The sequence below is a fragment of the Achromobacter sp. AONIH1 genome (genome assembly GCF_002902905.1).
Taxonomy (GTDB): domain Bacteria; phylum Pseudomonadota; class Gammaproteobacteria; order Burkholderiales; family Burkholderiaceae_B; genus Achromobacter.
The window spans coordinates 3,980,020-3,992,472 of the sequence record NZ_CP026124.1 but is presented as its reverse complement, the minus strand read 5'-3'; the positions used below and the strand labels follow the sequence as shown (position 1 = coordinate 3,992,472).

Sequence of the window (12,453 nt, the reverse complement as noted above, 5' to 3'; positions counted from 1 at the left end):
CTTACTTGCCCAGGCTCTGAATCACCTTGTCGGTGATGTCGATGCGCGGGTTGACCGTGACGGCGTCCTGAATGATCAGGTCGTAGCTTTCCTGTTCGGCAATGCGCTTGATGGCGTCATTGGCCTTGGTCACGATCGAGGAGAACTCTTCGTTGCGGCGACGGTTGAAGTCTTCCTGGAACTCGCGGCGCTTGCGCTGCAGGTCGGTGTCCAGGTTGGACAGTTCGCGCTGGCGCTTGACGCGGTCGGATTCCGACAGCACCGGAGCGTCCTTGTCGAACTTCTCGGCTTGCGTGCGCAGGCTGGTGTTCAGGCGCTGCAGTTCGTCGTCACGCTTCTTGAATTCGGATTCGATCTTGCTTTGCGCGGCCTTGGCGGGGGCCGATTCACGCAGGATCCGCTCGGTATTGACGAAGCCGATCTTGGTGCCTTGGGCCTGGGCGGGAACCGCCGCGACCGAACCGAGAATGAGCGCACCTGCCAGGGCCATGGTGGCGCCCAGCTTGCCGCGGCGCTTGGCGCCCAGCGAATCCGACGATTTAAGTGCGAAATCAGACATCATGAAAATCTCACCTTCCAGTAAGGCAAAGCCAAAGTGTGTATTGTGCCACTAAACGATAAGGGAGCCGGGCCACCCGGCCCGCCCCTTGTTTTCAAGCGTAACCGGACAGCTTAGAAACCGGTTCCGATCTGGAACTGGAATGCCTGCTTGTCGTCGCCCTGCTTGGCGTTGAGCGGTCGCGCATAGGACAGCTGCAGCGGACCCATCGGCGATTGCCACGACAGGCCGATACCCGCCGAGAAACGCCAGCCGCAAGGATCTTCCACGGGGCTGCTCGACTTGCCGGTGGTGCAAGACAGGCCGCTGCCCGCGGACACCTGGCCGGCGTCGGTGAACAGGAACCAGCGCAGCGTGCGGTCCTTCGACGCGCCCGGGAACGGCAGGTACAACTGCGCGTTGGCCACGACGCGGCGCGTGCCGCCCAGGTAGTCGCCGGTGCGCGCATCGCGCGGGCCCAGCGACGAACCTTCATAGCCGCGCACGGTGCCGATACCGCCTGCGTAAACGGTCTTGATGATCGGGTAGTCCTTGCCGCCGTAACTCTGGGCCCAGTCCGCCATGGCGTTCAGAGCCAGCGTGTACGAACCGCCCAGCGGCACGAAGTATTGTTGCTGGGCCGTCAGCATGTAGTACTTCAGGTCCACCGTCGACAGGTCGCTCTTCAGACGCGTGTAGCCGCCCTTGGTGGGCGCCAGCGCGCTGTCGCGCGTATCCTTGGACCAGCCGGCGCTGAAGATCACCGAGTTGGTCGAATCGCCGTACTGATCCACGAAATGGCGATAAGCCTGCGGCGAGTTGTTATACAGGTCGATCTGGTTGCGCTCAAAGTTCGCACCCAGGAAGATCCGGTCGTATTCCGAGATCGGCACGCCGAAGTTCATGCCCAGGCCCATGGCCTTGACGCGGTAGTCGCCGTCGTTGTTGTTCCAGGGCTCGGTCACGCGGTAGTAGGCCGACGTGGTGCGGCTGATGCCGTCCTTGGTCCAGTACGGATCCGTATGCGACAGCACCACCGCGCGGTTGCTCTTGCTGGTGTTCAGCTGCAGGGTCAGGTTGGTGCCGCTGCCGAAGACGTTGTCTTCGCTGATGCCGGCCGACAGGATGGCCTTTTCGGACGAGCCGTAACCCACGCCCAGATTGATCATGCCGGTGGGCTTTTCCTTCACGTCGACGTTGACGTCGACCTGGTCGGGCGAGCCCGGCACGGGGTCGGTCTTGACATTGACTTCGCTGAAGTAGCCCAGACGGTCGACGCGGTCGCGCGAGGTCTTGATGTCCTTGGCGTCGTACCAGGCGGCTTCCTGCTGGCGCATTTCGCGGCGCACGACCTCGTCGCGCGTGCGGGTATTGCCGCCGATCTGGATGCGGCGCACGTACACGCGGCGGCTCGGGTCGACGTAGAAGGTCACGTCGGCTTCGTGCTTGTCGCGGTCGAGCTGCGGATTCGGGTTGACGTTGGCGAAGGCGTAGCCCAGTTCGCCCAGGTAGTCGGTGATGGCCTTGGCCGAATCGTTGGCCTTGGCGGCCGAGAAGGTCTCGGCGGGCTTGAGCTGCACCAGACCATTGATCTGGCTGTCCAGGCCGAGCAGGTTGCCGGCCAGCTTGACGCTGCGCACCTTGTAGGGCTCGCCCTCGTGGACGGTGATGGTGATGCGGATGTCCTTACGGTCGGGCGAGATCGTGACCTGCGGGGGCTCGACGGAAAACTCCAGGTAGCCCCGGTCCAGATAATACGAACGCAGGCGTTCCAGATCGCCTTCGAGCTTTTCGCGCGAATACTTGTCGGTATCGGTATACCAAGTCAGCCAACCCGGCGTGGTCAGCTTCATTTCGTCAAGCAGGTCGCTTTCCGAGAAAGCCTTGTTGCCGACGAAACGGATTTCCTGGATGCGCGCGACCGAGCCTTCGAACACGTCGAAGCTCACGCCCACGCGGTTACGCGGCAGCGGCGTCACGGTGGAGGTCACTTCCACGCCGTACTTGCCCTTGGACAGGTACTGTTGCTTGAGTTCGTATTCCGCGCGCTCGAGCATGGAGCGGTCGAAAATACGGCCTTCGGCGAAACCGACCTGGCCCAGCGACTTGATGATGGCCTTGGAATCGAATTCGCGCATGCCGTTGAAATTCACGGATGCGATGGTGGGACGTTCCTGCACGACCACGACAACGACATTATTGTCGGTCTGGATCTGCACGTCAGAGAAAAAGCCCGTGCCGTACAGGCGGCGAATCGCCTCGGTGGCTTCTTCATCGGTGAATTTCTCGCCCACTTTCACGGGGAGATAACCGAATACGGTGCCGGCGTCGGTTCGCTGGATCCCTTCTACGCGGATATCCCGCACGACGAAAGGGTCGAAGGCGTGAGCCATGGCCGGAACGAGCAGCGCGGCGACAAGACTCGGCAATACACCCTTCTTGTGTTGAAACATCCGGCGAAAAGACATCCTTGAGTATCCTCGGTCGTGCAAATGGCGGGGGATTTTATATGCTATTGACGCCTAGGTGAACAGGCGCGAGAAATCATTAAACAGCGCAAGGCCCATGAGCCCTGCCAATATTCCTATGCCGGCGCGCTGTCCGATATCGATCCAACGGGCGGGCGGCGGGCTGCCCCGCACGATTTCGACGAGATAGTACAGCAGATGGCCGCCGTCCAGCATAGGAATGGGCAGCAAATTTAGTACGCCAAGGCTGATACTGATCAACGCGATATAGGCGATATAAGCAACAATGCCGATCCGGGCGGTCTGGCCGGCGTAGTCGGCGATCGTGACCGGGCCGCTGACATTGCGCCAGGACACCTCGCCCATGACCATGCGGCCCATCATCCGCAGCGAGAACCAGGCGGTGTCCCAGGTGCGGACCGCGCCGCGCCACAGGCTTTCGAACACGCCATAGCGGACCGTCACCATCGGCACATCGCCGCCCAGCTGCACGCCAAGCCGGCCTATCTGGCGGCCTTCCACGGTTTCGGCGCGGGGCGTCACATTCAGCGTGACCGTGTCCGAGCCACGCTTGAGCGTCAGGGCCAGCGGCTGGCCGGCGCTTTCCTGGATGCGGCGCACCAGCGCGCCGGTATCCGGGGCCGGCTGGCCGTCGACGGCCACGATCAGGTCGCCGTCCTTAAGGCCGGCCGCTTCACCCTGCCCGCCCGCGATGACGCTGCGGACGGCGGGACGCGGCTGGGCCAGCCGCAGGCCGGCGGCCGCCAGCGGGTCGCCGCCAGCGGGATCCATGGCATTGGCGGGCAACGTCAATTCACGCTGGTGCACCGCGCCGGACGGAGTGCTGACCTCGACCAGGGCGCGCCCGCCGCCGGACATCACGTCCATCAGCCGCCAGCGCGCGTCCGCCCAGGAAACGACTTCCTCGCCGCCGATGGACAGGATGCGGTCCCCTTCCAGCAGCCCGGCACGGGCCGCCGGCGTATCCACGGCCGGCTTGGCCAGGATCGCGGCAGGCTCCTGCGTGCCGGCCAGGTTCAGGACGGCGTACAGCAGCACGGCCAGGATCAGGTTGAAGATCGGCCCGGCCGCGACGATGGCGATGCGCTTGCCGACCGGTTGGGTATTGAAGGCGGAAGCGATCTCGGACGGACTCGCGCCCGGTGGAGGATCGTCCTGCATCTTGACGTAGCCGCCGAGCGGCAGGGCCGAGACGGCCCACTCCGTGCCGTGCCGGTCGGTGCGGCGCAGCACCACCTTGCCAAAACCCACGGAAAACCGCAGGACCTTCACGCCGCACAGGCGCGCGACCCAATAGTGGCCCAGCTCGTGAAAAATGATCAGGGAGCCTAGCGCAACCGCAAAGGCGAGCAGGGTGAAAAGCATCGGGATCTAGAATCCAGGATCGATAAGCAGGCGATAACCCAACGATTGCCAGGCGGGATACACCAGACAAGGCAGGCGCGCGGGACGCCTCAGGCCAGCCCCAGGTTGCCCGCGTAACGGCGCGCCGCCGCATCCAGCGCCAGCACATCCTCGAGACTGCCGAGCGTAACAGAAGCCTGCCGCGCCTGCCACTCCAGCACCGCCTCGATGACGCGGGGGATCCAGGTATAGGCCAGCCGGCCGCTCAGGAATGCCTCCACCGCCACCTCGTTGGCGGCGTTCAGCGCCACGCAGGCGCCTTGCCCGGCCCGCAACGCGGCAAAGGCCAGCGCCAGACAGGGAAAGCGCGCCAGATCCGGCTGCTCGAAATCCAACCGGCCCAGGCGCATCAGATCCAGCGGGCCGACCCCGCTGTCGATGCGCTCGGGAAAACCCAGGCCATAGGCGATCGGCGTGCGCATGTCGGGCTGGCCCAGCTGGGCCAGGATGGAGCCGTCCGCGTACTCCACCATGGAATGCACCACGCTCTGCGGGTGGACCACCACCTCGATGCGGTCGGCGGGCATGGCGAACAGCCAGTGCGCCTCGATCACTTCCAGGCCCTTGTTCAGCATGGTGGCCGAATCGACGGAAATCTTGCGGCCCATGCTCCAGTTCGGGTGGGCGCAGGCCTGCGCCGGGGTCACGTCATGCAGGTCGTCCAGGTCGCGCCCACGGAACGGACCGCCCGAAGCGGTCAGCAGCAGGCGGCGCACGCCTGGCGCGGGCGCGTCTGGCGCCTGGGCCCGGCCGCCATGCGGCAGGCACTGGAAAATGGCGTTGTGCTCGCTGTCGATGGGCAGCAATTCGGCGCCGCTGTCGCGGATGGCCTGCATGAATAGCGAACCGGCCGCCACCAGGGCTTCCTTGTTGGCCAGCAGCACGCGTTTGCCCGCCCGGGCCGCGGCCAGCGCCGCCGGCAGGCCGGCCGCGCCGACGATGGCGGCCATGACCGCGTCGCAACGCGCGTCGGCGGCCGTATCCGCCAGCGCCTGGGCGCCCACCCGGATCTCGGGCAAGGCCGGGCCGGCGGGCCAGGCGTCCAGGAACTGCCGGCGCGCCGCATCGTCGGGCACTACCACCACTTCCGCGCGGCTGGCCAGCGCCTGCTCGGCCAGCTTCTGCATGCGCGTGTACGCCGACAGCGCATAGACCGCCAGCCGTTCGGGATGGCGGGCGATCACATCGAGCGTGCTTTCGCCGATCGAGCCGGTGGACCCCAGCACGACGACGCGTTGGAAAACCGTCAAGACAACACTCCAGACAAAATTAGCGCGAACGGCGCGACCGGCAGGATGGCGTCGATACGGTCGTAGACGCCGCCATGGCCGGGCAGCAGCGCGCTGGAATCCTTGCGGCCCGCGCGCCGCTTGAGCAGCGATTCGAACAGGTCGCCGATGATGGACAGCACGCCCAGCGCGGCCGCCAGCGGCAGCGCCAGCCAGAAGCTCCAGCGCGCCACCAGCGCGTGGCCATATGTGCCGTCCCAGAGGCTGGACAGGCCGATCCACACGACCGCGCCCAGCACGCCGGCGACCGCGCCGGCGATGGTCTTGCCGGGGCTCACCCGCGGCGCCAGTTTACGCTTGCCGAACGCGCGGCCGGCAAAATAGGCGGCGATATCGGCCACCCAGACCAGCGCCAGCAGCGACACCACGAACGCCGCGCCGCGCGCGATGTACATCTGGGCCAGCACGGCCCAGGCCACGAAGGCGGCGGGCACCGAGAACAGCGACCAGCCCAGGCTGGCAGGCGGCGCGCTGGACTGACCGCGAACCACGGCGGTCACGCCGCCGAACAGCCAGACGGCGGCGACGGCGGGCGCCGCATAGCCCAGGATCCAGCGAGGCTCGGCCCAGCCTGGACCCGCGCCGCCCAGCCATGCCGAGCTTAGCGCCAGCATCGCGGCGAACAGCAGGACCGGCACGCCGGCGCAGATCAGTGGGGATGGAGGCTGCGGCAAGGTCAGTCGCAGCCATTCCCAATTGGCGCAGGCCGCGGCCAGCGCGAGCAGGGCGACGAACCACCAGGGATTGGCGCTCATCATGGCGGCGGCCAGGATGGCCAACAGAATAACGGCGGTAACGATACGCTGGCCCAACATGTGACGGTCTCCTCTTGTGCTGCCCGGAAAGACGCGCGCTCGGCGGCCTATTTCGGGTCGTCGCCGTTGACTTGGGCGCTGGTGCGGCCGAAGCGGCGCTCGCGGGTCCGATACCAGTCGAACGCCGCCTGCAATTCGGCGGCGCCGAAATCCGGCCAGTAGCGATCCGTGAAGTAGAACTCCGCGTAGGCCATCTGCCAGATCAGGAAATTGGAAATGCGTTGTTCTCCGCCGGTGCGGATGAACAGGTCCGGCTCGGGCGCCCAGGACATCGACAGGTGGCGCGACAGATGCGCCTCATCGATCCGTTCCGGGTGCGCGGCCAGATCGGGTTCGGCCGCCAGCATGGCGCGCGTGGCCTGCAGGATGTCCCAGCGTCCGCCGTAATTGGCCGCCACGGTGAGATGCAGGCGGTCGTTGTGGGCGGTGCGTTGCTGCGCCGCGAAAATGAGTTCCTGCAGCCGCGGCTCGAAGGCCGAGAGATCGCCGATCACGTGCAGCCGCACGCCCTGCTCTTCGAGCTTGCCGACCTCGCGCTCCAGCGCCTGGACGAACAGCCGCATCAGCAGGGAGACCTCTTCGACGGGACGCCGCCAGTTCTCGGAGCTGAACGCGAACAGCGTCAGGTAGCGCACGCCGGCGCGCCCGCAGGCCTCGACCACGCGCCGGACGGCCTGCACGCCCTTGGCGTGTCCCGCCGTGCGGGGCAGCAGACGCCGCGTCGCCCACCTGCCGTTGCCGTCCATGATGATGGCCACGTGCTGCGGGGTATCGCGGGTCTCGGGAACCGCCTGGGTGGAACTGGTTGCCATGGAGTCTGGTGCCGCGCGCGTATGACCGGCGAAAAACGTAATACGGGAAAATCCGCGCCGTGATTCCATCGCCGCCAAGCTTGGCGCGAAACGGCGGACGGGGCGGCGCAAAAAAGCAAAAACCGGCGCCGGGACACGAGCGCCAACCCGTGCCCCGCCATGCGCCGGAATTATACGGTCATGATTTCCGCTTCTTTCTGAGTGACCATCTTGTCGATGTCGCTCACGTTGCGGTCGGTCAGCTTCTGGACATCGTCCTGGGCGCGACGCTCGTCGTCCTCGGAGATTTCCTTGTCCTTGACCAGCTTCTTGAGCGCGTCGTTGGCTTCGCGGCGCAGGTTGCGCACGGCGACCTTGGCATCCTCGCCTTCGCTGCGCACGACCTTGGTCAGGTCGCGGCGGCGCTCTTCGGTCAGGGCCGGCATCGGCACGCGGATGGTGTCGCCCATGGACATGGGGTTCAGGCCCAGGTCCGACTCGCGGATGGCCTTCTCGATCGGGGCGGCCATGCTCTTCTCGTAGGGCTGCACGCTGATGGTGCGCGCGTCCACCAGGTTCAGGTTGGCCACCTGGCTGATCGGCACCGGCGAACCGTAGTACTCGACCTGCACATGATCCAGGATGCCGGCGTGGGCGCGGCCCGTACGGATCTTGGACAGGTTGGTCTTGAGCGTATCAAGCGACTTGACCATCCTGGCTTCGGCGGATTTGCGGATTTCTGCGACGCTCATGGTTTTTCCTTTTCTTTAAACGTGTACCAGGGTGCCTTCGTCGTCCCCGCTGACCACGCGCTTGAGCGCGCCGGACTTGTTGATCGAAAACACCTTGATCGGCAGCTTCTGGTCACGGCACAGCGCGAAAGCGGTGGCGTCCATGACTTCCAGGCGACGCACGATCGCCTCGTCGAAGCTGATGCGGGCATAGCGCGTGGCGGTCGGGTCCTTGTTGGGATCCGCGCTGTAGATGCCGTCGACCTTGGTGGCCTTCAGCACGATCTCCGCGCCGATCTCGGCGCCGCGCAGGGCGGCCGCGGTATCGGTCGTGAAGAAGGGGTTGCCGGTGCCCGCGGCGAAGATGACGACCTTGCCTTCTTCGAGGTAGCGCAAGGCCTTGGGGCGGATGTACGGCTCGACCACCTGGTCGATATTCAGGGCCGATTGTACGCGGGTGTCGATACCCTTGTGCTTGAGCGCGTCCTGCAGGGCAAGCGCGTTCATGATGGTGGCCATCATGCCCATGTAGTCGGCGGTGGCGCGGTCCATGCCCTGCGCACCCGGCGCGACGCCGCGGAAGATGTTGCCACCGCCGATGACGATGGCCAGCTCGACGCCCGTGGCGGCGACTTCGGCGATCTCATCGGTCATGCGGACGATGGTGGAGCGGTTGATGCCGAATGCATCTTCGCCCATCAGCGCCTCGCCGGAAAGCTTGAGAAGAACCCGTTTGTATGATCTGCTGCTCATAGGTGATATCCCGTAGAACAATCCGACGAAAGTGTAAGACAAGAAATGATAGCCCTGCCCTGGCGCCACGCCTCCCCCACAGGAGAAACGTTACGTCACAGAAGGGCCTGGCGAGAAAAAGGCCGGACTAGACTGTAATCTAGCGCCGGCCTTCAAGCACTACCCTGCGATCAGGCGCGGCCGGCGGCGGCGGCGGCAACCTCGGCGGCGAAATCGCTGGTCTTCTTCTCGATACCTTCGCCGACGACGAACAGCACGAACTTGGTGATCGAAGCGCCCTTGGCCTTCAGCATCTGTTCGACGGTGTTCTTGTCATCCTTGACGAAGGGCTGCGACAGCAGCGTCACTTCCTTCAGGAACTTCTGCACCGAGCCTTCGACCATCTTGGCGACGATTTCAGCCGGCTTGCCCGATTCGGCGGCCTTCTGCTCGGCGACCGAGCGCTCGGCGGCGATGTCGGCGGCGTTCACGCCATCGGCGTTCAGAGCCTTGGGCTTGGTGGCCGCGATGTGCATGGCCAGATCCTTGCCGACTTCTTCCGAGCCGCTGTACTCGACCAGCACGCCGATGCGGCCGCCGTGCACGTAGCTGGCCAGGGCGTTGGGGGTCTCGATGCGCTCGAAGCGGCGGATCGCCATGTTCTCGCCGATCTTGCCGATCAGGGCGGTGCGGGTCGTTTCGACCGTGCCGTCGCCGTAGGGCAGCGCCGACAGAGCGGCCACGTCGGCCGGGTTCTGCGTGGCGACCAGTTCGGCCAGCTTGTTCACGAAGGCGACGAAGTCGTCGTTCTTGGCGACGAAGTCGGTTTCGCAGTTGACTTCGATGACGGCGCCCTTCTTGGCGTCGGCGGAGATGAACAGGCCGATCAGGCCCTCGGCGGTGACGCGGGCGGCAGCCTTGCTGGCCTTGTTGCCCAGCTTGACGCGCAGGATTTCCTCGGCGCGGGCCAGGTCACCCTCGGCTTCCGTCAGAGCCTTCTTGCACTCCATCATCGGGGCGTCGGTCTTTTCGCGCAGTTCCTTGACCAGGGCAGCGGTAATTTCAGCCATGTTTGCTCCAAATTTGCTAAGACATGCCCCGGCTTGGCGGGGCAGCGGTGTGATTCGATGGGACGCCCGCGTACAGCGGGCCTGGAAGATGGGAGCCCATCCTCGCAATGCCGGCGAGGCGGGAGCGGCGACCGCCGCTCCCAGACACTAACCGCCGGACATGACAGCAGGCTTAGGCCTGGTTGTCCTGCACTTCGACGAACTCTTCCTGGCCTTCGCCCAGCTCTTCGACCAGACCGTTCAGGTTCTGCTCGCGGCCTTCCAGCACGGCGTCGGCGATGCCCTTGGCGTACAGCGCGATGGCCTTGGCCGAGTCGTCGTTGCCGGGGATGACGTAGTCGATGCCGTCGGGCGAGTGGTTGGTGTCAACCACGCCCACGACCGGGATGCCCAGCGTCTTGGCTTCGGCGATGGCGATCTTGTGGTAGCCAACGTCGATCACGAAGATGGCGTCGGGCAGGCCGTTCATATCCTTGATGCCGCCGATCGACTTGTTCAGCTTTTCCAGTTCGCGCTGGAACAGCAGGCCTTCCTTCTTGATCATGCGCTCGGCGCCGCCTTCGGCGACCAGGGCTTCCATGTCCTTCAGGCGCTTGACCGAGGTCTTGACCGTCTTGAAGTTGGTCAGCATGCCGCCGAGCCAGCGGGCGTCGACGAAGGGCATGCCGCAACGGGCGGCTTCGACGGCGACCAGCTCACGGGCGGCGCGCTTGGTGCCGACGAACAGGATGTTGCCGCCACGAGCAGCCACTTGCTTCACGAACTTGGTGGCTTCGACGTACTTCTCAACCGTCTTTTCGAGGTTGATGATGTGAATCTTGTTGCGATGGCCGAAGATGTATTGGGACATCTTGGGGTTCCAGTAGCGGGTCTGGTGACCAAAGTGGACACCCGCTTCCAGCATTTCGCGCATCAGGGACATTCTATTCTCCAAGGGTTGATTTCTTGCGCCGCACCTGCATCGGCCTTTGCCGACACCCTGGGTGGTGTTGCGCGCGATTTCCCGCACATGCGGGATGAAAAAATTTTAACCGGACCTGCCGATCACTGCCGCATTCATTCAGGACGCCTTGCGACGTCCCGCGACCTGCTCTGCCGCGATAAACCCAGACGGCCATCACGACCAAGAGCCTTGCGTTGCCGCCCGCCTGACGCCCCAGAAAAATGGGAGCGCGCCCGGACCTGTTTCGTCGGTGGCGAAATCGAGTTCCATTCATGCGCCTGTGCTACCGCGCACGCATCAGACCGCGGGGCATTTCTTCAAGAAACCGGGAAACCCGTCTTCCAAGAACTTAGGCCGCCGTCCACAGGGAACCTGCATCGCCGCTCAAAAACATGACCGGGCTTACGGGCATGCCCCGCTCCAGCCTGCGCTCGCCGTTCCGGTCTTTCCGCACTCGTGAAACCCGCCAGGCCGTCCCGCCGCCGCCCTTTCCGCGTCGTTGTTCTTTTGCTTGCCGCCATCCACAACCTTCGCTTGCGGACACAGATGCCAAAGAATCCCGATATCGGAAAAACCGCCGCCTGGGCCGTCTTGCCGGGCGCCTGAGCGCCGACCGACCAAATCCAGATCGCACAAACCGGATGAAGGCTCTTTGCCGTAACCTAAACCCGATTACTACACTACTTGCTTTGCGCACATGAAAGGCTTTCCGTCCCGTCGGACCAGGCCTTCCTGCCGCGCATCGCTCCCCAAAAATTTAGGGAAGCCTATAATTCTACTATTCTTTCCAGCAGACATTCAAGCAAGAGAGCTTCAGTTACTTCATGGGCACCATTACCAATCCGGACGACCTGAACAAGATGCGCGCGGCCTGCCAGGACGCCGCCAAGGTTCTCGACTTCATCACCCCCCACGTCAAGCCGGGCGTCACCACCGGCGAGCTGGACCGGCTCTGCCTGGAATACCTGACCGACGAACTCAAGGTGAAGTCCGCCACGGTGGGCTACGCCCCGCCTGGCTACCCGCCCTTCCCCGGCGCCATCTGCACCTCGGTCAACCACCAGGTCTGCCATGGCGTTCCGGGCGACAAGGTCCTGAAAAACGGGGACTCCCTCAATATCGACGTGACCATCATCAAGGATGGCTGGTTCGGCGACACCAGCCGGATGTATCACGTGGGCGAGCAGTCCATCCTGTCGCGCCGGCTGACCGACGTCACGTTCGAGTGCATGTGGAAAGGCATCCAGCAGGTCAAAAACGGGGCCACGCTGGGCGATATCGGTCACGCCATCCAGAAGCACGCGGAGGCCAATGGCTTTTCCGTGGTGCGCGAGTTCTGCGGCCACGGCATCGGCCAACGCTTCCATGAAGATCCGCAGGTGCTGCACTATGGCAAGCCAGGCACGGGCGTGAAATTGGTGACGGGTATGCTGTTCACCATCGAGCCCATGATCAATGCCGGCCGTCGCGAGATACGCCAGTTGTCCGATGGCTGGACGGTCGTGACGCGCGACCACAGCCTGTCGGCCCAATGGGAGCATGCTGTATGTGTCACCGATACCGGCTATGAAGTGCTGACCCTGTCGCCGGGCATGCCCCAGCCGCCCGCCTTCATCACCGAACCCCTCGTCATCCCCGCCGTCTGACGCAG

11 protein-coding genes are annotated in these 12,453 nt (G+C 64.5%); 1 reads left to right on the top strand and 10 read right to left on the bottom strand.

From position 1 onward, the window contains the following. Position 1: 1 nt before the first annotated feature. The 10 genes from C2U31_RS18335 to rpsB all read right to left on the bottom strand — a co-directional run bounded on the left by C2U31_RS18335 (position 2) and on the right by rpsB (position 10,781). Complete coding sequence (locus C2U31_RS18335) at positions 2-562, bottom strand: OmpH family outer membrane protein (RefSeq protein WP_103274076.1); 561 nt, start codon at positions 560-562, stop codon at positions 2-4. A gap of 110 nt (positions 563-672) precedes the next feature. After that, positions 673-3,006, bottom strand: coding sequence for an outer membrane protein assembly factor BamA (gene bamA / locus C2U31_RS18330; RefSeq protein WP_103274075.1), 2,334 nt, complete (start codon positions 3,004-3,006; stop codon positions 673-675). Positions 3,007-3,060: 54 nt separating this feature from the next. Beyond that, on the bottom strand, positions 3,061-4,392 hold the full coding sequence (gene rseP, locus C2U31_RS18325; protein WP_103274074.1) for an RIP metalloprotease RseP: 1,332 nt from the start codon (positions 4,390-4,392) through the stop codon (positions 3,061-3,063). An 89-nt stretch (positions 4,393-4,481) separates the two neighbouring features. Next, on the bottom strand, positions 4,482-5,681 hold the full coding sequence (locus C2U31_RS18320) for a 1-deoxy-D-xylulose-5-phosphate reductoisomerase (RefSeq protein ID WP_103274073.1): 1,200 nt from the start codon (positions 5,679-5,681) through the stop codon (positions 4,482-4,484). Beyond that, positions 5,678-6,535 (bottom strand): phosphatidate cytidylyltransferase, encoded by an 858-nt coding sequence (locus C2U31_RS18315; RefSeq protein WP_103274072.1) that lies wholly within the window; start codon positions 6,533-6,535, stop codon positions 5,678-5,680. Before C2U31_RS18315 ends, C2U31_RS18320 begins: the two co-directional genes overlap by 4 nt. Before the next feature lie 47 nt (positions 6,536-6,582). Continuing rightward, complete coding sequence (gene uppS / locus C2U31_RS18310; RefSeq protein WP_103274071.1) at positions 6,583-7,347, bottom strand: polyprenyl diphosphate synthase; 765 nt, start codon at positions 7,345-7,347, stop codon at positions 6,583-6,585. Positions 7,348-7,517: 170 nt separating this feature from the next. Further along, positions 7,518-8,078 carry a ribosome recycling factor gene (gene frr, locus C2U31_RS18305; RefSeq protein WP_103274070.1) on the bottom strand — a complete coding sequence of 187 codons (561 nt, stop codon included), beginning with the start codon at positions 8,076-8,078 and terminating at the stop codon, positions 7,518-7,520. Positions 8,079-8,093: 15 nt separating this feature from the next. Then, positions 8,094-8,810 (bottom strand): UMP kinase, encoded by a 717-nt coding sequence (gene pyrH, locus C2U31_RS18300; RefSeq protein WP_103274069.1) that lies wholly within the window; start codon positions 8,808-8,810, stop codon positions 8,094-8,096. 170 nt (positions 8,811-8,980) lie between these two features. Beyond that, entirely contained in the window at positions 8,981-9,859 is an 879-nt protein-coding gene (gene tsf, locus C2U31_RS18295) for a translation elongation factor Ts (protein WP_103274068.1), read from the bottom strand. 172 nt (positions 9,860-10,031) lie between these two features. Beyond that, positions 10,032-10,781: a 30S ribosomal protein S2 gene (rpsB, locus tag C2U31_RS18290; RefSeq protein ID WP_103274067.1), complete on the bottom strand. Its 750-nt coding sequence runs from the start codon at positions 10,779-10,781 to the stop codon at positions 10,032-10,034. Positions 10,782-11,626: 845 nt separating this feature from the next. On the opposite strand from rpsB, the gene map reads away from it, so the two are divergent. Further along, complete coding sequence (gene map / locus C2U31_RS18285; protein ID WP_103274066.1) at positions 11,627-12,448, top strand: type I methionyl aminopeptidase; 822 nt, start codon at positions 11,627-11,629, stop codon at positions 12,446-12,448. The last annotated feature ends 5 nt before the right edge of the window (positions 12,449-12,453 follow it).